Here is an 18,369-nt window from a genome sequence, read left to right on the forward strand (position 1 = left end):
TTTGTTTATTCAGAATATCCGATCATTTTTGCTGCAAATTTAATCTTTTTATGTCCAATTCACCAGAAAGCTCACGAAGCCCGTTATCGTTATTGCTGATACTCATTTTGCTCAGCATGGGGACTTATCTTATAGCCCCTGCCATCTTTATGGCAATTGGTGTTGAAGTATTAGGCATCACAGTCGAAGAATTTATGAGCCAGATCGGCATGGAGGATCCGGAGCCTTCTCTTCAGCTCACACTGGTCATAATTCAAGCCGGAGCATCCATCTTGAGTTTTATACTCGTTCCTGCCTTTTTTATTAAAAAATATGAGTCCAGTTCACTTTCAGAGTATTTTCATTCCAAATCACTTGCAATCAACGCTACTGTCATTACATTGGGTTTAACCCTTGCCCTCATGGTTGTCAATAGTTTGCTCATTGAGTGGAACCTAAGTTTTGAATTTCCAGATGCAGTTGCAGCCACCTTCGATCATTTGGAAGAGCAAGGCAGGCTTATGACTGAATTCTTAACAGATTTTTATTCGCTACCCTATTTTTTGTTGGTAATGATTGTGGTGGCAGTAGTACCTGCAATCGGGGAGGAACTTCTCTTTAGAGGACTCATTCAAAAATATTTGCACAGCATATGGGGTAACCCCCATGTCGCTATTTGGGCGACCGCCTTTTTTTTCAGCGCTTTTCACTTGCAGTTTTACGGATTTTTTCCAAGGATGGCCTTAGGCGCTTTTTTTGGTTACCTGTTTTATTTCTCGGGGAACCTTTGGTATGCCTCGATTGCTCATTTGATCAATAATGGATTCACTTTACTCATGATTTATTTATTTCAACTAGGCATGGTGGAGTATGATGTTGAAAGTACGGAGACCTTATCAATTTGGGTTGCTCTTGGCTTTGTGATTATTGGAGGTATTCTGTTTGTATTGTTCAAAAAACAATTTCATATTACAGGTAATTTGAAAAATGAGTAACTGGCAAAAAGTATTTTCGGATAAGAACGAATACCGCGCAGAGATTGTCATAGCCGTGCTACAGGAATCGGGTTTACAACCTGTACTGGTCAACAAGAAGGATGCTGCTTACCAGTTTGGTCATTTTGAAGTGTTGGTTGCACCTGATCATGTGCTTAGAGCAATTAAGATTATAGAGAATGACATCGAGTTCAAGTAAGTTTTCAGATCTGGCCAAGCGGCTGGTCACAGGGGTAATTGGTGCGTTCTTTGTTTTGTTTGCCATCGCCTATCACGAATATGGCTTCTTTGGTGTCTTCCTATTTTTATGCATTCTTACTCAGTGGGAATTTTACAAACTCATTATAGCGAATGGCATAGTTCCACTTAGAACCTTTGGAACAATCATGGGTGTCATTTTATTCACTATGATATATCTGGTAGAGAAAGAAACCATCAGCTTTGATGCCTTTTTTATGATATTGCCCTTTAGCTCGTGTATCTTTTTTATCAAATTATATAAGAAGGATGAAAAGAAACCCTTTACCAATATTGCTTTCACCTTTTTAGGCATTATATACGTAGCGCTTCCATTTTCACTGTTGAGTGTAGCGGCATTTATATTAGACAGGTATAGTTATCAAATTATAATCGGCATATTTCTTATCCTCTGGGCCAGCGATACGGGAGCGTATTTCGCCGGTATTCAGTTTGGAAAAAGAAAACTTTTTGAAAGGGTTTCTCCAAAAAAATCTTGGGAAGGGAGTGTTGGAGGAGCTATACTTTCTCTGGCCTTTGCTATTGGAGTTTCTTATTATTTCACTGACCTAGCTCTATGGCATTGGTTAGTGATATCGGTGATTACAGTTATTGCTGGTACATATGGGGATTTGGTTGAATCACTGTTCAAAAGAAGCATGGATATCAAAGACTCAGGACGAAAATTGCCTGGCCATGGTGGTTTTCTGGATCGTTTTGATGGTTTATTGTTGTCCATTCCCTTCATCATCATATTCTTGAAGTTTTTTGTGCAAGAATGATCGATTGTTGGGGTTAAGTCCTGTTTTCATTGGATGAATGTGTAATTTTGCCTACCTAAAAATGACAACACACAAACGCTTAAAATGGGATATATAGAACCGGCTCCAATTAAGGATAAAGAAAATCCTTTTGAGTCAATGATGTCGAGATTTCATATCGCGGCACAAGCACTAGGTCTTGACGACGAAATTTACAATGTACTTAAGTCTCCATATAAGCAGGCGATCGTTTCGTTGCCTGTCACCATGGATGACGGTTCCATTAAAGTTTTCGAAGGGTATCGCGTGATTCACTCAAATATTCTTGGACCATCTAAGGGTGGTGTGAGATTTGACATGGGAGTGAATCTGGATGAGGTCAAGGCACTTGCGGCCTGGATGACCTGGAAATGCGCAGTGGTTGATATTCCTTATGGCGGTGCCAAAGGCGGTATTCGATGTAATCCCCGTGAAATGTCTCCCGGTGAAATTGAAAGATTGACGAGGGCATACACACAAAATATGCATGAGATTTTTGGACCCGACAGAGACATTCCTGCTCCGGATATGGGTACAGGACCAAGAGAAATGGCCTGGATGATGGATGAATATTCAAGAGCTCAGGGTATGACCGTGAATGCCGTAGTTACCGGTAAGCCAATTGTACTTGGAGGTTCTTTAGGAAGAACTGAGGCCACCGGACGTGGTGTGATGATCTCTGCGCTTGCCGCGATGGAAAAAATGAAGATTAACCCTTTTAATGCCAAATGTGCCATTCAGGGATTTGGCAATGTTGGGTCTTGGGCAGGAAAGCTGCTTGAAGAACGAGGGGTTAGTGTAGTTGCGATAAGCGATGTTTCCGGTGCCTATTACAATGATGGCGGAATAAATATGTCTGAGGCGATAGAATATAGAAACAATAACAATGGGCAATTAGAAGGACTCCCGGGAGCAGAAAAAATCGATCCGGATGAATTGTTATTGTTGGAAGTGGATGTGTTGATTCCTGCAGCCAAGGAAGATGTTATCACCTTCGACAATGCAGGTAAAATTAAAGCCAAGCTCATTGTAGAAGGAGCTAACGGCCCTACATCTGCACGTGCAGATGCAATCTTGCAAGAGAACGACGTATTAGCGGTGCCAGATATTCTAGCTAATGCTGGTGGTGTGACCGTTTCATATTTCGAATGGGTACAAAACAGACTAGGGTACAAATGGACTCGTGAGAGGGTAAACCGCAGATCTGACAGGATCATGAAAACATCTTTTAATAAGGTGTATGAAATATCTCAGGAATATAAAGTATCATTGAGGATAGCTGCATATATCGTGGCTATCGAAAAGGTATCGACAACATATAAATACAGAGGAGGGTTCTAAAAACCCTCCCTTTTTCATTATTATGACCATTCACAAAGAAGGATACAAAATTCTCTTCGTACTGTTGTGTGTTCTGGCTTTAGCTAATTATGCAGTAAGATATTTTCTACCTGTCAATGAGTTGGCTCAGCAACTAGCCCTGATCGCCAGCTTGATTATTTACCTTCTGGTATTACAGTTCTTCAGAAACCCAAAAGTCAGTGTAAATGTGGATCAAAATTTGATTTTGGCCCCTGCTGATGGTAAAGTAGTGGTGATCGAAGACACTGAAGAATCAGAGTACTTTAAGTCAGAACGAAAGCAAATTTCCATATTCATGTCACCATTGAATGTGCATGTTTGTAGAACACCGGTAGGAGGACTGGTTAAGTATTTCAAATATCATGCGGGGAAGTACCTGGTGGCCTGGCATCCAAAGTCGAGTACGGAAAATGAGCGAACGACTTTGGTGGTAGAGTTGGCCAACGGAGTAGAGATTCTGGTTCGTCAAATAGCTGGAGCCGTAGCTCGAAGGATCAAATGGTATGTGGCTGAAGATCAGAAATTGATGCAGGGTCAGGAATATGGATTCATAAAGTTCGGTTCTAGGCTGGATGTATTCTTACCCGTGGATGCAGAAATAAATGTGAACATTGGAGATGTTACCAAGGGTGGCAGGACTGTGATTGCTACATTGAATTAGAAGCACTTTCTCAATCAAATCTTCCAAATTGGTGTTCTTAATTTAATAGTAAATTAAGACAAATTCTTCAAGACCACCACTTCCCTATCGGTCAGGTTTCTCCATTTTCCCTTTGGCAAGTCCTTTTTGGTAAGTGGACCATACATGGTTCTATCTAGTTTGATGACTTCATATTCGAAATGCTCGAATATTCTTCTGACGATTCTGTTTTTACCCACGTGGACTTGCACACCAATAGATTTTTTGTCACTGGATAAAATGGCAATTTCATCCACTTTTACATCCCCATCTTCGAGTGTAATACCTTGAGAGATTTGCTCAAAGTGGTAAGCGGTGAGTGGTTTATCCAACTCAACCTGATAAATCTTTTTGATTTGATAGGAAGGGTGTGTGAGTTTTTGAGAGAGGTCCCCATCATTGGTAAATAACAGTAACCCGGTTGTGTTTCTATCTAGTCGACCAACGGGGTATATCCTGGATTCGGAGGCTCCTTTGATCAGTTGCATGACCGTCTTTCGGTTCTCGGGGTCCTCCATGGTCGTAATGTAGTCTTTTGGTTTGTTGATTAGGATGTAAGCATAGTTCTGCGGTTTGATCACTTTACCGTTGAATTTTACCACATCACCGTGCTCAACCTTTGTGCCTAATTCGGTTACTACATTGTCGTTGATTTTGATTTTCCCTTCAACGATCAATAGATCTGCATCACGTCTGGAACAAATGCCTGCATTCGATATAAACTTGTTTAATCGAGCGGGATACGTTAGTGTCTCAAGTTTTTGAGCAGGTTTATTTGGGCCTTTTGGATTTGTTCTCTTTCGCATGATGACTTTGGTTCCTGCAAAAGTATTGAAAAGAGACGAATGACTTGAAGACACTCTATTCTTTCTCTTCGCCTATCTCGTTTTCTTTCTGCTCGAAGTCCTTGAGGGTAGGTAATTCATTGAGGTCATTAATGCCAAAGTAGTCAATGAAATTTTGACTGGTACCGTAGATGATTGGACGTCCTACGGCCTCTGATTTGCCTTTGATTTCGATAAGTTCTTTTTCCAACAACTTCTGAACGGCATAGTCACAGTTTACACCACGTATTTGCTCCATTTCTCCTTTGGTAATGGGCTGTCTGTAAGCGATAATGGATAAGGTTTCCAAAGAGGAGTTCGACAGTCTTTTTTTGGACTGTTGTTTGAGCAAAATACCAATACTTGCCTGATAGGCCGGTTTGGTCAGAAACTGAAAGCCACCACCGCTGAGTATGGGTTCAAAGGAATACTCATCACTTTTATACTTTTCTTGTAATTTGGCAATGGCATCGTGGATGTCGGAGAGAGGTACTTCAGCTTCGAACATTTCGGTAAGACAATCTTTGATTTCCTGGTCTGCAATAGGCTTTTGCGAACAAAAAATCAGTGCTTCGATATGATTAGCAAGATAATCCAACTAGCTGCTTTGCTTCAGTTTTGAATCAATGGAAAGCGTGGTATGCGGTACCGCACGCAACCTCTCCTTGCTTATCAACTTACCACTTTCTTTACAAATGCCGTAAGTGCCATTTTTGATTCGTATCAAGGCATTCTCCAGGTTGGTGATAAATTTTTGTTGCCTTGCGGCTAGCTGATTAAGGCTTTCTTTTTCGGCAGTGTCTGCACCATCTTCTAGGGTTTTGACATTTCCAAAAGTGCTATCTGTACCTGAATCACCACTTCTTGTCAAAGACTCCTTGATGTATTTCAATTCACTTTTTGCTTTTTCAAGTTTTCCGTTGATAAGCTCTTCAAATTCAGCTAGCTCTTCTTGGGAATATCTTGTTTTCTCTCCATTGCTCATATTTGTAGCATTTTAATCCAAGAATATTTGCGCTAATCTACTTCAACGCTTTTAAAAACAAAAGGAAAAAATGTAGTCACACAAAATATTTAGTTACATGCCATTTGGTTAGATTAGCTAACGACATTTAAACGCAACCAAACGATGAAAAAGTGTAAATTATTTTTTCTATTTCTAGTTTTTTTTACTCTCAACAATTTCTTGCTTGAAGCTCAGAATATTAAAACTAATGGAAAGCCAACTCTAGTTATTCACGGAGGAGCGGGAACCATACTGAAAGAAAACATGACGCCAGAATCAGAGCAGGCTTATCATGCCAAACTAAAAGAAGCGCTTAATGCCGGGCATGAAATCTTGGATAGTGGTGGGACATCTGAAGAGGCTGTGATTGCGGCCGTCATAGTCATGGAAAATTCACCACTATTTAATGCCGGTAAAGGGGCAGTCTTTACCAGCGAAGGTACAAATGAGATGGATGCCTCTATAATGAATGGCGGCGATGGCTCTGCCGGGGCAGTGGCAGGAATCAAAACTGTAAAGAATCCAATTCTTGCCGCTCAGGTGGTAAAAAACAATTCAGTACATGTAATGATGTCAGGATCTGGTGCTGAGTCATTTGCCAGAGATAGCGGTTTGGAACTCGTTGAACCCTCATATTTTTACACTGAAAGAAGAAAGAAGCAACTAGAAAAATTGCAAAAAGCCGAAAAAGTGAAGGAAGAAGGCAGTATCAATAAATGGAAGGATTATAAATATGGTACCGTCGGAGCTGTTGCGCTAGATAAGGATGGTAATATAAGCGCAGCTACCTCTACAGGAGGGATGACGAATAAAAAATATGGCCGAATTGGAGACTCTCCTGTGATCGGAGCAGGAACTTTTGCCAACCAAATTTGTGGAGTTTCTGGGACCGGTCATGGTGAATATTTCATAAGAAATGTGGTAGCCTACGACATAGCAGCCCGCATGGAATATAAAAGTGTATCGCTTAGTAAGGCTACCGAAGAGGTCATCATGAATAAGCTAAAAGCAATCAACGGAGGCGGTGGAGTGATAGCACTCGATGCAGACGGCAACATATCTATGACATTCAATACTGCAGGAATGTACCGAGGATACATTCAGAAGAAGCAAAAAGCAAAAACCTTTATTTTCAATGTGGAAGACTAGGCAGTCCTGTCTCTTCATTCAGACAGCTAACTTATAGGCTTAAGCTAAATGTGTTGGGTTTTATTCCCTCTTTACCAATACAACCAAATCAATAGCAATAAGGGCTCTAATCTACCCACCAATCAGGCTTAACATTTGTTAAATATCCTCTTGGGGGTACAGAAGCAAGGGTGCAATTGAAACATTCCGGCGGCGGTCGCGCATCACATCCTGCTTGCATCCATGCCGGATAAGGAATTACAAAATCAAGCATCTCTGGTGAAAATATCCATCGAAACACGTTTTGGTTGGCAACCTCAAAGTAGCCAAAAACCGGAAAGTTATGATCTACTGGATAAAAGTTGGTCGATGCGTTATATGGCGGGGGCGCAAATAGTTGAGATTGTTCCTCTTGGGCTTGCAAGTCCTCCCTAAACTGGTAAAAATCTTTTGAGACCGAATGTTGGTTAACTAATAATGAGATCCCTTCAGGAAGCCATTGGTGGCCTACATCAAAAAACATTAATTCATAGTCCAGCTCTGGCTGCATATGGTCAGTCAGTGTAATTTGTGAATGGTCGTAGATTGTAGTCATCCAACATTTCCGAACAGGGGAAGAATTATCCCTATTGTTTAAAGCGAGGTACCCATAAGTAGTGGTAAAATCCCAGACGTTATAAGTGACTTCATCTGAACTTACACCTGGATCTAATTTGTACTTCAGTAATAGCCCATCTACATCCGTAATCGTAGTTTCGTCTTCAAGTAGTTGCCGCCTTACGATCTGCTCGGTAATTAATTGGCCGGGAGTCGTCGGTGCAGGCACCGATTCAAATTCTGATTCATAGCGCCTGCCATCTCCAAGTACAATTTGCAATTGATACATGCGGTCTGGTTGGATTCTAAAATCATTGTCCTCCAAAACATAAACACCAGGTCTAAGATTGATGCTCCAATCCGTGTAGTCCCAACAATTACCGGTGTCATCGACCAGTTTCACCTCGGCATAAACAACTGGTCGATCCAGTACGTTAGTTACGGGAGACGTCATTTTCAATCGGACCTCAAAGTTGCGTGCATCCATGGGTAAGGAGGCGGCATCATTGTATGAAATATTTGTAATGAATCCTTCTACAATCAAGGCCTGTTGTTCATCTTCACTCTCAAAACTGAAATTTTCTACACAGCTAAGAAATAACAATTGCACCAATAGGATTAAGGTTAAATTATATTTCATCAAAGGTATATTGGGTAAGGTGAAACACGATTTTGCAATATCGACCGGATGCCAATCCGAACCGAGGAGCAGCGAGTTGTTTTATCACTTGAATAAACCTCGACATCTCTGAATCGGCAGGTTCTAAATAGTTGCATCCAATCATTCTATTTCTAAAATGTGTGAAAATAGGTTTCCTGAATCATTTAAATCTAGCCATCCATTGGTACCCCAAAAGAGCACATAGTCTCCATCGTTTAGATTATTTGGCTCACCAGCTCGCCAGTTAGTATAGTCAACCAGTTCACCCGTGACCCATTCGAAATCACCTTCGGTATTTGAGTCATGAAGTCCTATCCATACAATGCCTTCGCCAATGATGTTTAGAATAAACTGATTTTCTTCTTCTGATGTAATTGTGACAAGATGACCATGCCGGTTGGCCAAGTCGTTCGCGTTCGTCCATGAGGTACGCGCATCAGAAATATAATATAAGTGATCATTAAAATTGCCGACATAGTCGTATCCCTCGATGTTAAAATCTCTACTACAATCACATTCAATTGAACCGCCTGAGATTGTGCGGACGCCTTCAAAGTACGAGCCGTCAATTGACGTCAGCCCAACGTAGTCATAGCATCTCATGGAGTCGAGCCATTGGGTGTATTGTGCTTTTGTTTTGCATCCCACAAATTCATATGTTCTTATATCTTGCCCGTCTTCGTGAGTGTATTGGCACTTTAGTGCCAAATCATCGTACGATGAATAATCCTTGCTTTCAAATCGTTCGCAAAACATATTTTCTTCAGAAGTAAAGAATTCTTCATCTGATTCTTCGACCGTATCAAGGCAGGAAACAAAAAGTCCGAATATAAGATAGGGCACACTTTTCATAATTGGATTTTTGTTCAAAAATAAGTAATGTCCTTTTTGTAGCACTTAGCAGATTGCAATTTTTAAAAATTATCAACGGCAATGGTAAAGCGAATACTTCATATGCCATACAAATTCTAACTTTTAATTGATGTAACCAAAGAATATCTGGCATCGATTTATCAAGAGTGAACGAGTAAACGCTTTTAAGAATTGACGATGACGGCTATGCCGCCCATCCTTCTCTGTCCAAACTTCTATACTGAATAGCTTCAGCCAAATGCTCAATCTGAATGTCTTCTTTGCCAGCCAGGTCGGCAATGGTTCGTGCCACTTTGAGTATTCGATCATAAGCCCTTGCGGAAAGGCCTAATTTTTCCATAGCCGTTTTGAGGAGATTTTTTCCAGCTGAGTTGATCTGACATATTGATTTTACCATTTGAGAATTCATCATGGCATTATTAAATATTTCAGGATGATCTTTGAATCGCTCTTGCTGGACCATACGAGCTTCAATCACTCTTTCTCGAATGATCTCACTGCTTTCAGTCTTCCTATCCTCAGTAAGCTGATCAAATGAAACGGGAGTAACTTCTACATGCAGATCTATACGATCCAGTAATGGTCCACTGACCTTGTTCAGATACTTTTGGACTACTCCAGGCGCGCAAACGCATTCCTTTTCAGGATGGTTGTAGTATCCGCAGGGGCAAGGATTCATACTGGCAATTAGCATAAAGTTGGCTGGAAACTCAATAGATATTTTTGCTCTCGAGATCGTTACCTTTCGTTCTTCTAAAGGCTGACGCATCACCTCCAAAACCGCTCGCTTAAACTCGGGTAGTTCATCGAGAAATAATACACCATTGTTGGCCAAAGAAATTTCTCCGGGCTGTGGTATACCCCCTCCTCCAACCAAGGCAACATCACTTATAGTATGATGGGGGGAGCGAAATGGCCTTGTAGTAATAAGAGATGAATTTTCCTTTAGATGACCGGCCACAGAATGAATTTTAGTGGTCTCGAGCGATTCTTGCAACGAAATAGGAGGTAGAATAGACGGAAGCCGTTTGGCTAACATAGTTTTGCCCGCTCCTGGCGGACCTATCATAATAACATTGTGCCCTCCGGCTGCTGCTATTTCAAGTGATCTCTTAATATTCTCTTGTCCTTGTACATTGGCGAAGTCAGCGGCATATTCATTGACATATGTTTGGAACATATCTCTAGTATCATATGTTGTAGGTTGTATTTTGGTCTTCCCCGAAAGATGGTCTACGGCTTCCTGGAAGTTTTCAACACCGATTATTTCCAAGTTGTCTACAATGGCTGCTTCGGAGGCATTCTCTTTAGGTAAAACAAAAGACTTAAAACCTTGTTTACGCGCCTCTATGGCAATAGGTAGAGCTCCTTTGATTGGGCGAATGGTTCCATCCAAAGACAATTCTCCCATAATGATTGAAGTATCGAGCCCTTCAAGTTCATGTTGGCCGGATGCATTGAGAATACCAAGAGCGATTGGTAGATCATAAGAAGAGCCTTCTTTTTTGATATCGGCTGGGGCCAAGTTTATTATCACTTTTTGTCTTGGCATGAAGTAACCATTTTGTTTGAGTGCAGATTCGACCCTCTGTTCGCTTTCTTTCACTGCAGAATCTGGTAGTCCCACCATGTAAAATTTGGTACCTGCGATTACGTTGGCCTCAATAGTAATAATATGTGCGTCTACTCCATAAACAGCACTCCCGAAAGTTTTGGATAGCATTTAAGTTGATCGTCCAATAAGTGAATGAATTGATTTAGAACTATTCTTCCTTGGGTTGTTGCGGGGTGTCAGTTGGCTTTTCTATCTGGGTTTCAGCTTGCAATGATGTTTCTTTGCTGTTGGCTTTGTCGTATAGTTTGGCTTTAAGGTCGGTGATTTCATTTTCCAATGTCTTTATTTTTCTTCTTTTTGCTGCCAGATGAATATTTTCGACAATTATTTCAGTGATAAATAGGATGGATCCAATAGCACCCATCTGCAGAACAAATCGTATTAATCCGGTCCAGGTGTTTATCCAATCCCAATCCCAATGAAGAACGATTTTTTCATAGTAGAACGCAATGAAGGCAGAAAAGACAAAATAAAAAATGTATATGCCGTAGAAAATGGATTTGAATTTTTTCATGCGTACTAGCGTTCTGTTTCTTGTAGCTGGTTAATAAAATATGCCAATTATTTGACCGCCACTGACGAGTATATTGTAATTGGGAGACTAATTTAAATATTAAATTAATTTTAATCTATCAAAGAACCCTATTCATTTTTCAGGTTTTGAATTATTACTGACTAAACGGAGGTAAATCTACCCAATGGGGCATTTAATCTGAAATGCGTGGAAATCAGAGCGCAATATTTTATATTGCATATTGAGAAAAATAATATCCATTTTGGTAGAATCAATTGAGACGAGGTGTCAGCAGCCGCGTCTTTAGTTGAACTTGCCAATGGTAAACGTAATGCAGCATGAAAGAGATTAATAAACTAGTCGACCTGGTCACCCATGGTCTAAAAAGCAATTTCGATGTAATTAACCTGACTGGTGACGTTGAAAATCCTGGAAAAGAACAACTACTTTATAACGGCGTTTTACGAGGCGATTTTCCTACAGATGAAAGTGCCGCCCAAGGGATGTACGGATCTGATATTTATGACCAGCGATTTAGAATGCTTAAGTCAAGGCTGAGGCATAAACTTTACGACTTACTTTATCATATCAATTTTGATGATCCTGGATTTGATCATACCACCCAGGTGGAGTTAGAATGCGAAGAATATGTACACAAAGCTCATATCCTCTATAAATTGGGTGAGTATGCGATGTCGGAAAAGCAACTCAATAAGTGCATAACATTAGCAGAAGAAAATCAAATCACCTCAGCTCTGCTCGCGGCTTACGAACTGAAAAGTGATATATTATCTTATGAATGCAAGCCGACTGATTTTGATATTGCAACTAAAAAGATAAATGACCTTAGAAAGCTTGACCTGGAAGAAAGAAAGAACCAGGATCTATTTTTGAGAATCAGAATGTTGATGTCTAAATCAATACATTCAAGAAATACTTGTCATGATCATTTAAAAGAAGCCATCAGTCTAACTGATAAATCATGGAAATCAACTCAGTCGATTAATATTTTTCTAAATTCTTACCAATTAAAAGTCTGGCTGTTTTTACTGAATCAGGATTATCCGGGCTTGTACAAATTTACTCAGGGAGCAGCCAAAGTTGTGGATATGGCTAAGGTTGATGTTAGAAGGTTTGACCTCGGCTATAACAGTTATCTAGCAAGCAGAGCTCTACTTGCTGCTGAGAAATATAAAGAGGGGTACAAAGAGGCCAAAGCTGGCTATAAGTTTATTGATAAGTCCACAGAGCGATGGTTTGATCATTCTGAAACAGATTTTCTTCTGGCCATGCACAATCAGGACTATAAGCATGCCAAATCTGTTCTGGAGGACGTGTTAAGAAATCCGAATTATTCGAGAGCTGCTGAGAGCACTATGAGTAGGTGGAAGGTGTTTAGAATCTATCTCAATTTTGCTACTCCTAATAAGGATATGCTCAAACGAGTTCGTTTCTCGGATGTGTATGAAGCGGCAGATTATTATTATATCGAATCCAAAGGCTATTACTTTACTTTACCTCTTCTGGAATTCATTCACCATATAAATAAGGACAGGATCGATTTGGCAATCAATAAGCTTGATGAAGTAGAGAATTACTTCTTTAAGTACCTTAATGAGCCCGGTAAAAACCCTCGTGAAAAGCAATTTTATAAAATGCTCAAAATGTTAAAAACGTTTGGATTTAACGTTGAGAAAACACGAATCAAAACTAATAAGTATCATGAGAAAATGAGAGAGAAAATGGAGTACCCTCCGTTCTCTGATTTTGAAATCATACCCTATGAACATCTATGGGAGATCGTGTTGAAAACAGTGGGTAAGGCTAAGGTGACAGTTTCTTAGTGAGGTAATTTTTCTCGTAGTAACGACACATAAGAGTAATCGCGCAACTTGAGCATTTCGGTTTTCGAGCAATGCAAACATATCTGCCGTGCAAGATTAACCAGTGATGTGCTTTTGGGATATGCTCTTCGGGAATGTACTTAACGAGTTGTTTTTCAACCTCCAGAGGTGTTTTAGCAGATTGTGTAACCAAACCAAGACGTTTTGATACTCTGAATACATGAGTGTCCACTGCCATTGTGGGTTGATTAAATACCACAGATGCTATTACGTTAGCCGTCTTTCGACCTACACCAGGTAATTTTTGGAGATCATTTAAATCGGCCGGAACTTCGGAGTTAAATTCTTCCACCAGCATCTTAGCCATTCCGAGCAAATGCTTTGTCTTATTATTTGGGTAGGAAATGCTCCGAATGTAAGGAAAGAGCTCATCAAAATTAGAAGCAGCAAGAGTTTCCGGAGTAGGGAAGGACTCGAAAATGGCTGGAGTCACAATATTAACACGCTTATCTGTACATTGGGCGCTGAGTGCTACAGCTACAATGAGTTGATAAGGGTTTTCATAATGAAGCTCAGTTTCAGCTTCCGGGTTTTCTCGACTGAAGTAATCTATAAATAACTGAAAGCGCTCTTTTTTATTCATGACTCGAATCTACAAAAAGAGCTGCAATAGTTTAACCTTGTTTCAAATCTTGACTAAGAGCCAACTGGATAATTTGAAGAAAAATTGAATATTTTGTCCAGACAGAAGTCTGCTGGATCGAAAAACAATCCATCAAGGAGTGAGCTATCCAATTTCAGGTCAAAAAATTTGGCTTCGAGTTCAGAGTCGCAGACTAGTGCGTTTTCAATGTCGGTTTTTTCGTTGTCAGTAGATTCTCCATAAATATATCGGAGAAGGTCATTTTCGGTAAAAGTGGTGATCATAGGCGATGTTCAATTTTTGCATTTTTTTACGCAAATTGATCAAGGCATATCTCATCCTACCGAGGGCTGTGTTGATACTGACGTCAGTGGACTCTGCAATGTCTTGAAAACTCATTTGCATATAGTGTCTCATTATTAAAACTTCTTTTTGTACTTCGGGCAATTCTTGTACAAGCTTCTTTAATAACGCATTAGTATCTTGTTTGATTTGGACAGACTCTACAGAGTCTTCCGCAAAAGCAAGCGTATTAAATACCCCGCTTCCATCTTCCATTACAATCGTTGGGTAGCGCTTGTCCTTTCTAAAGAAGTCAATCGCCAAATTGTGCGCAATGCGCAACACCCATGGTAGAAATTTGCCCTCTTCATTGTATTTACCTGATTTGACAGTCTTAATTACCTTGATAAATGTTTCCTGAAGCAAATCCTCAGCAACATACTTATCTTTAACAATCAAGTAAATAGTAGTGAAAACACGAGACTTATGCCGAGCCACCAACTCTTCAAATGCCTCTTCGCTACCGTTTTTGTAATGTGATACTAATAAGCTATCACTAACACCAAAATTATTCATCTGTTTAACACTTTTGTTTAACGTACATGTCTAATCCATATTGTCGTGTTTGGTTAAAGAAATGAGTTAAAATAGAAAGGCGCATCTCAAATGTACTCAAACCATGACGACTTATGAAAGAAAAATCTTATGAAAGTTCTATTTTTTATAAATATACTTCTATAAAATTCGATCAAAGTAGGAGTACTTTCGATTAATAAGACAATAATGGAACTGTAATACCCCTAATGGAGTTTATATCAAAAGTCAAAAAAATAATATGAAACCGACATGAATGGCTACCTATTCACAGGAGAGCTATTAAGTCATGGAGGTTCCATGTGACCGAAAAAAATAATTATAGAAACATGAAAGCAATCTGGAACGGACAAGTATTAGCAGAAAGCGATGACACGCTTGTTGTTGAAAACAATCACTATTTCCCCTCTTCATCCATAAATAAAGAGTTTTTCAAAGAAAGTGCCACACATACTACTTGTCCCTGGAAGGGAGTAGCAAGCTACTATTCTGTAGAGGTTGGTGGAGAAACCAATGCAGATGCAGCTTGGTACTATCCATCTGCTTCTGATTTGGCCAAAAACATTGAAGGTTATGTGGCTTTCTGGAAAGGCGTTGAAGTAGTAGAATAACTATTCCGAATAAGCTCGTTTTATCGGCGAGGTATGAATTGGGCTGTCTATCTTTGTGACCTCACAAAAATAAACAGCTCATAGTGTCTACATTTTCAGCATTAGGTATTTCTAAATCATTGGTCAAAGGTTTGAATGAATTGGGAATCAAGACCCCATCGGAAATTCAGGAAAGGGCCATTCCGGTGCTTGTTCAGGGGCAGACGGATTTTATTGGCCAGGCACAGACCGGCACTGGAAAAACTGCTGCTTTTGGATTGCCATTATTGGAACTTGTTGATTCAAAGGAAGAAAATATTCAGGCCTTAATCCTGGCTCCCACACGTGAGTTATGTCAGCAAATTGCAAAGCAGCTGTTTAAATTCACCAAATATTCTGATAAGATATATACCGAGGCTGTTTTTGGGGGGGCGAAAATAGAAGAACAAATAAACAGGCTAAGAAGGCCAACTCAAATTCTTGTTGCTACGCCAGGGCGCCTTGTGGATTTACTTCAGCGAAAAGCCTTGTCACTGGACCGCGTGCAAACCGTGGTGCTGGATGAAGCGGATGAGATGCTCAGTATGGGGTTCAAGCAGGATCTCAATAGAATCTTGGACAAGACCGCCGTCACGAGCAATAAATGGCTTTTTTCAGCCACCATGCCAGAAGGTGTGAAAAAAATGATTCGTACCTATCTTTCTCAGAACGCGGAGCGGGTTGAGCTAAAAAAGAAAGGTGCAAATGAGAATATTGAATACCAATATGTGGTTTGCAATCCCCAAGACAAGGTCAAAGTATTACTTTCTTTTCTTCGTTCGCAAGGTGAAAACAGAGGTTTGATTTTTTGCAATACAAAGGCCGCCGCGAAAACGTTAAGTAAACAGTTGCAATCCAAGAACATAGCAACAGATGCACTTGAGGGTGACATGAAGCAAAAGGAGCGAGACAAAGTTATGCGAGCATTTAAAAATGAAAGCTTGCAAATTCTGGTTTCCACAGATGTCGCTGCGCGAGGAATAGATGTAAAAGGATTGGCTTACGTGGTACACTATCAGGTACCCGAGCATCTTGAGTATTTCACTCACAGGAGTGGACGAACTGGAAGGGCTGGCGCCAACGGATTGTCACTTTGCCTGGTGTCAGATGCTGAAGTAATGCGCATTAGATTTTATGAACAAAATCTAAAAATTAAAATGACCCGAATTAAAGATTGATGAAGCCGGCGACTTATTGGATTGATCATCTTGGTCTGGAACCACATCCTGAAGGCGGCTACTATAAGGAGACTTATAGGTCCTCGGCTCAGGTGTCATTTCCAGATTATCAAGATCAACGGAATGTATCTACAGGAATCTATTTTTTACTCACTAAAGGCAATTTTTCGGCCTTTCATAGGATTAAGTCGGATGAAATGTGGCACTTCTATGCAGGTGATTCCGTTAGTATATTCATTATTTATCCAACAGGGGAATTGAAGGAAATCCGGTTGGGACTCGACTTGGAAAATGGAGAGGTACCCCAAGCGGTAGTGCCGGCCAATTGCTGGTTTGCCTCTAAGGTATCTATCACTGGGAAATATGGGCTGGTAGGCTGTACCGTTGCTCCAGGATTTGACTTCATAGATTTTGAAATGGCCAAACAAACCAAATTAATCAGCCGATTTCCCGAACATACAGAATTGATTTTGAGCCTTACAAGAGCCTGAAATCCTATTTATAGAACCGATTGTCCATTCAGGTCTGTGGTTAGAATTTCACTCATGCAGTCAAAGAACGGTCTCATATTTTGAAATTGTTTGGCAATAGTTTTATGAAAGTCCTGGTTGAGGACTTCTTCCATACTGAATTCATGACGCACCCAATACTGTTTATATCTTAAAAGGTCTATGGCAGGATCGTCAATATCAAATCCCTTGGGTGCCCGTTTGAGTTGTTCTCCACGAAGTTGACCAAAGTTTGTTTTGAATTTCTTGCTTTCTAATATCTCTCTAAGCATGTCCGGCTCCTGCTGCAAGTGCTTTCTGATATGCATCATATCCTGAGAATTAGGTCCCCAAAACCCCCCACCTACGTAAGTATTGTCTGGTTCCAAATGGAAATAATAGCCTCCTCGTCTTTCTTCTGTGGCTCGCCTGAAACCACCGCCAAAATAAGTGCTATAGGGAGTTTTGTCTTTTGAAAAGCGCACATCCCGGTAGATACGATAGAGGCTTTTTTTCCCGGTAGGCGTTTCAATTATGTCCGTTTTATTGAGCTCAGCGAGGAGATGCTCTGCAAATTCAATGATATGCTTGTGAGCTTCCAAGTACTCATCTTTGTTTTTGTTGAACCACTCTCGATTGTTATTTTTTCTTAGTCGGTTTAAAAACTTGAAAGGTTGAACCAGTAGGGATGAATCGGGCATAATCACATTGTATTAAATAAAATCACCAGTCCATACGAAACAATGGATAAGTGGGTCTAAGTTAATCAGCTTTTTCTTCTATTTTATCCAATTAGATTTGGCAATTGCTTGAAATGGCTGCTATTAAATCCTTGTGGTGTCCCTTCCAATCTTGTGCTTTATTGGTCGTGGGTAAATGAGCTTAATCAACTCAAACATTAGGAACAAATAAGCCCAACATGCATTAAAAGCGCTTTCAAATTCTGTTGGGCTATAGGAAATAAGATTTTAAATAGTTCATCCAAAAGACCGGATCACTTTTGAATGGTTGCATTTCAATTAAAATAACCCTTTGAAAAATATTCTGTAAATTATGTGTGGCCCATTGATATCTATTTATGAATCAAAAAACTTGTACGCATCTTGATGTACTCAACAATCTAAAGCCTGGCGCAGGTGTCTGTGAAGAATGTGTCAAGACTGGCACTGAATGGGTTCATCTACGCACGTGCCAGGCTTGTGGAGTCACACTGTGTTGTGATTCTTCTGAAGGTAAGCATGCACGTGCACATTACGAACAAACAAGACATGCCGTTATTGCCTCTGCCGAACGCAATGAGTATTGGGCCTACTGCTACAGTGACAACGTTTACAAGAAATTTAAGCCAAAATAATACTATTCAATTCAGGTTAAATCATATATTAAAATTCCTAATGGTCTTTTATCTACCATCCATTGAATGCTTATCTAATAGTGTTTC

The 18,369-nt window shown here is 40.1% G+C and carries 22 protein-coding genes; 11 read left to right on the top strand and 11 right to left on the bottom strand.

The genetic code is table 11. The features are described 5' to 3' along the window. Positions 1-50: 50 nt before the first annotated feature. From ABJD64_RS02790 to ABJD64_RS02810, 5 genes are all read left to right on the top strand, one after another. Positions 51-974 (top strand): CPBP family intramembrane glutamic endopeptidase, encoded by a 924-nt coding sequence (locus ABJD64_RS02790; RefSeq protein ID WP_348177186.1) that lies wholly within the window; start codon positions 51-53, stop codon positions 972-974. Continuing rightward, on the top strand, positions 967-1,173 hold the full coding sequence (locus ABJD64_RS02795; RefSeq protein ID WP_348177188.1) for a hypothetical protein: 207 nt from the start codon (positions 967-969) through the stop codon (positions 1,171-1,173). Before ABJD64_RS02790 ends, ABJD64_RS02795 begins: the two co-directional genes overlap by 8 nt. Then, positions 1,154-1,993: a phosphatidate cytidylyltransferase gene (locus ABJD64_RS02800; RefSeq protein ID WP_348177190.1), complete on the top strand. Its 840-nt coding sequence runs from the start codon at positions 1,154-1,156 to the stop codon at positions 1,991-1,993. The genes ABJD64_RS02795 and ABJD64_RS02800 overlap by 20 nt, the downstream gene beginning before the upstream one ends. Positions 1,994-2,077: 84 nt before the next feature. Continuing rightward, the gene (locus tag ABJD64_RS02805; RefSeq protein WP_348177192.1) at positions 2,078-3,352 is read left to right on the top strand and encodes a Glu/Leu/Phe/Val dehydrogenase; all 1,275 of its coding nucleotides are present in this window, start codon (positions 2,078-2,080) and stop codon (positions 3,350-3,352) included. Between the two features lie 22 nt (positions 3,353-3,374). Continuing rightward, positions 3,375-4,034, top strand: a complete 660-nt coding sequence (locus ABJD64_RS02810) for a phosphatidylserine decarboxylase family protein (protein ID WP_348177194.1) — start codon at positions 3,375-3,377, stop codon at positions 4,032-4,034. A 53-nt stretch (positions 4,035-4,087) separates the two neighbouring features. Here the strand turns inward: ABJD64_RS02810 and ABJD64_RS02815 are convergent, their stop codons facing one another. From ABJD64_RS02815 to ABJD64_RS02825, 3 genes are read right to left on the bottom strand one after another with little or no spacing between them, the layout of a single operon-like run. Beyond that, positions 4,088-4,858 (bottom strand): pseudouridine synthase, encoded by a 771-nt coding sequence (locus ABJD64_RS02815; RefSeq protein WP_348177196.1) that lies wholly within the window; start codon positions 4,856-4,858, stop codon positions 4,088-4,090. A gap of 55 nt (positions 4,859-4,913) precedes the next feature. Then, on the bottom strand, positions 4,914-5,474 hold the full coding sequence (gene scpB / locus ABJD64_RS02820; RefSeq protein ID WP_348177198.1) for an SMC-Scp complex subunit ScpB: 561 nt from the start codon (positions 5,472-5,474) through the stop codon (positions 4,914-4,916). Then, positions 5,475-5,861 carry a TraR/DksA C4-type zinc finger protein gene (locus ABJD64_RS02825; RefSeq protein WP_348177200.1) on the bottom strand — a complete coding sequence of 129 codons (387 nt, stop codon included), beginning with the start codon at positions 5,859-5,861 and terminating at the stop codon, positions 5,475-5,477. A 144-nt stretch (positions 5,862-6,005) separates the two neighbouring features. Here ABJD64_RS02825 and ABJD64_RS02830 point away from each other — a divergent pair, with 144 nt between their 5' ends. Continuing rightward, the gene (locus ABJD64_RS02830) at positions 6,006-7,031 is read left to right on the top strand and encodes an isoaspartyl peptidase/L-asparaginase (protein WP_348177202.1); all 1,026 of its coding nucleotides are present in this window, start codon (positions 6,006-6,008) and stop codon (positions 7,029-7,031) included. Between the two features lie 106 nt (positions 7,032-7,137). On the opposite strand, the gene ABJD64_RS02835 is transcribed toward ABJD64_RS02830, so the two are convergent. The 4 genes from ABJD64_RS02835 to ABJD64_RS02850 form a co-directional block, all read right to left on the bottom strand. Continuing rightward, positions 7,138-8,247, bottom strand: coding sequence for a DUF4249 family protein (locus ABJD64_RS02835; RefSeq protein ID WP_348177204.1), 1,110 nt, complete (start codon positions 8,245-8,247; stop codon positions 7,138-7,140). A 141-nt stretch (positions 8,248-8,388) separates the two neighbouring features. Next, entirely contained in the window at positions 8,389-9,120 is a 732-nt protein-coding gene (locus tag ABJD64_RS02840; protein WP_348177206.1) for a C-type lectin domain-containing protein, read from the bottom strand. A gap of 205 nt (positions 9,121-9,325) precedes the next feature. After that, on the bottom strand, positions 9,326-10,864 hold the full coding sequence (locus ABJD64_RS02845) for a YifB family Mg chelatase-like AAA ATPase (RefSeq protein ID WP_348177208.1): 1,539 nt from the start codon (positions 10,862-10,864) through the stop codon (positions 9,326-9,328). 40 nt (positions 10,865-10,904) lie between these two features. Then, complete coding sequence (locus ABJD64_RS02850; protein ID WP_348177210.1) at positions 10,905-11,270, bottom strand: hypothetical protein; 366 nt, start codon at positions 11,268-11,270, stop codon at positions 10,905-10,907. Positions 11,271-11,608: 338 nt separating this feature from the next. Here ABJD64_RS02850 and ABJD64_RS02855 point away from each other — a divergent pair, with 338 nt between their 5' ends. Then, positions 11,609-13,114 (top strand): hypothetical protein, encoded by a 1,506-nt coding sequence (locus tag ABJD64_RS02855; protein ID WP_348177212.1) that lies wholly within the window; start codon positions 11,609-11,611, stop codon positions 13,112-13,114. Here the strand turns inward: ABJD64_RS02855 and nth are convergent. Genes nth through ABJD64_RS02870 form a run of 3 tightly spaced genes read right to left on the bottom strand, consistent with a single transcriptional unit; the run spans position 13,095 to position 14,615 of the window. Then, positions 13,095-13,757 carry an endonuclease III gene (gene nth, locus ABJD64_RS02860; RefSeq protein ID WP_348177214.1) on the bottom strand — a complete coding sequence of 221 codons (663 nt, stop codon included), beginning with the start codon at positions 13,755-13,757 and terminating at the stop codon, positions 13,095-13,097. The two genes, ABJD64_RS02855 and nth, sit on opposite strands and share 20 nt — an antisense overlap. A 53-nt stretch (positions 13,758-13,810) precedes the next feature. Further along, complete coding sequence (locus ABJD64_RS02865; RefSeq protein ID WP_348177216.1) at positions 13,811-14,041, bottom strand: hypothetical protein; 231 nt, start codon at positions 14,039-14,041, stop codon at positions 13,811-13,813. Beyond that, on the bottom strand, positions 14,016-14,615 hold the full coding sequence (locus tag ABJD64_RS02870; RefSeq protein ID WP_348177218.1) for a sigma-70 family RNA polymerase sigma factor: 600 nt from the start codon (positions 14,613-14,615) through the stop codon (positions 14,016-14,018). Before ABJD64_RS02870 ends, ABJD64_RS02865 begins: the two co-directional genes overlap by 26 nt. Before the next feature lie 347 nt (positions 14,616-14,962). Here ABJD64_RS02870 and ABJD64_RS02875 point away from each other — a divergent pair, with 347 nt between their 5' ends. The 3 genes from ABJD64_RS02875 (at position 14,963) to ABJD64_RS02885 (ending at position 16,931) form a co-directional block, all read left to right on the top strand. Then, positions 14,963-15,244 (top strand): DUF427 domain-containing protein, encoded by a 282-nt coding sequence (locus tag ABJD64_RS02875; protein WP_348177220.1) that lies wholly within the window; start codon positions 14,963-14,965, stop codon positions 15,242-15,244. 83 nt (positions 15,245-15,327) lie between these two features. Next, positions 15,328-16,440 carry a DEAD/DEAH box helicase gene (locus ABJD64_RS02880; RefSeq protein WP_348177222.1) on the top strand — a complete coding sequence of 371 codons (1,113 nt, stop codon included), beginning with the start codon at positions 15,328-15,330 and terminating at the stop codon, positions 16,438-16,440. Next, positions 16,440-16,931: a cupin domain-containing protein gene (locus ABJD64_RS02885; RefSeq protein ID WP_348177224.1), complete on the top strand. Its 492-nt coding sequence runs from the start codon at positions 16,440-16,442 to the stop codon at positions 16,929-16,931. The genes ABJD64_RS02880 and ABJD64_RS02885 overlap by 1 nt, the downstream gene beginning before the upstream one ends. 8 nt (positions 16,932-16,939) lie before the next feature. Here the strand turns inward: ABJD64_RS02885 and ABJD64_RS02890 are convergent, their stop codons facing one another. Then, positions 16,940-17,629 (bottom strand): DUF2461 domain-containing protein, encoded by a 690-nt coding sequence (locus ABJD64_RS02890; RefSeq protein WP_348177226.1) that lies wholly within the window; start codon positions 17,627-17,629, stop codon positions 16,940-16,942. 377 nt (positions 17,630-18,006) lie between these two features. Between ABJD64_RS02890 and ABJD64_RS02895 the strand changes: the two genes are divergently transcribed. Then, a complete protein-coding gene (locus tag ABJD64_RS02895; protein ID WP_348177228.1) occupies positions 18,007-18,282 on the top strand; it encodes a UBP-type zinc finger domain-containing protein in 276 nt (91 codons plus the stop codon). Positions 18,283-18,369 lie beyond the last annotated feature (87 nt).

Source organism: Reichenbachiella sp., from assembly GCF_039944555.1.
In the GTDB taxonomy this organism is placed as follows: Bacteria; Bacteroidota; Bacteroidia; order Cytophagales; family Cyclobacteriaceae; genus Reichenbachiella.

Coding starts and splice junctions, on each gene's coding strand:
- ABJD64_RS02790 (WP_348177186.1), top strand. CDS start 51: ATGTCCAATTCACCAGAAAGCTCACGAAGCCCGTTATCGTTATTGCTG.
- ABJD64_RS02795 (WP_348177188.1), top strand. CDS start 967: ATGAGTAACTGGCAAAAAGTATTTTCGGATAAGAACGAATACCGCGCA.
- ABJD64_RS02800 (WP_348177190.1), top strand. CDS start 1,154: ATGACATCGAGTTCAAGTAAGTTTTCAGATCTGGCCAAGCGGCTGGTC.
- ABJD64_RS02805 (WP_348177192.1), top strand. CDS start 2,078: ATGGGATATATAGAACCGGCTCCAATTAAGGATAAAGAAAATCCTTTT.
- ABJD64_RS02810 (WP_348177194.1), top strand. CDS start 3,375: ATGACCATTCACAAAGAAGGATACAAAATTCTCTTCGTACTGTTGTGT.
- ABJD64_RS02815 (WP_348177196.1), bottom strand. CDS start 4,858: ATGCGAAAGAGAACAAATCCAAAAGGCCCAAATAAACCTGCTCAAAAA.
- ABJD64_RS02825 (WP_348177200.1), bottom strand. CDS start 5,861: ATGAGCAATGGAGAGAAAACAAGATATTCCCAAGAAGAGCTAGCTGAA.
- ABJD64_RS02830 (WP_348177202.1), top strand. CDS start 6,006: ATGAAAAAGTGTAAATTATTTTTTCTATTTCTAGTTTTTTTTACTCTC.
- ABJD64_RS02835 (WP_348177204.1), bottom strand. CDS start 8,247: ATGAAATATAATTTAACCTTAATCCTATTGGTGCAATTGTTATTTCTT.
- ABJD64_RS02840 (WP_348177206.1), bottom strand. CDS start 9,120: ATGAAAAGTGTGCCCTATCTTATATTCGGACTTTTTGTTTCCTGCCTT.
- ABJD64_RS02845 (WP_348177208.1), bottom strand. CDS start 10,864: ATGCTATCCAAAACTTTCGGGAGTGCTGTTTATGGAGTAGACGCACAT.
- ABJD64_RS02850 (WP_348177210.1), bottom strand. CDS start 11,270: ATGAAAAAATTCAAATCCATTTTCTACGGCATATACATTTTTTATTTT.
- ABJD64_RS02855 (WP_348177212.1), top strand. CDS start 11,609: ATGAAAGAGATTAATAAACTAGTCGACCTGGTCACCCATGGTCTAAAA.
- nth (WP_348177214.1), bottom strand. CDS start 13,757: ATGAATAAAAAAGAGCGCTTTCAGTTATTTATAGATTACTTCAGTCGA.
- ABJD64_RS02865 (WP_348177216.1), bottom strand. CDS start 14,041: ATGATCACCACTTTTACCGAAAATGACCTTCTCCGATATATTTATGGA.
- ABJD64_RS02870 (WP_348177218.1), bottom strand. CDS start 14,615: ATGAATAATTTTGGTGTTAGTGATAGCTTATTAGTATCACATTACAAA.
- ABJD64_RS02875 (WP_348177220.1), top strand. CDS start 14,963: ATGAAAGCAATCTGGAACGGACAAGTATTAGCAGAAAGCGATGACACG.
- ABJD64_RS02885 (WP_348177224.1), top strand. CDS start 16,440: ATGAAGCCGGCGACTTATTGGATTGATCATCTTGGTCTGGAACCACAT.
- ABJD64_RS02890 (WP_348177226.1), bottom strand. CDS start 17,629: ATGCCCGATTCATCCCTACTGGTTCAACCTTTCAAGTTTTTAAACCGA.
- ABJD64_RS02895 (WP_348177228.1), top strand. CDS start 18,007: ATGAATCAAAAAACTTGTACGCATCTTGATGTACTCAACAATCTAAAG.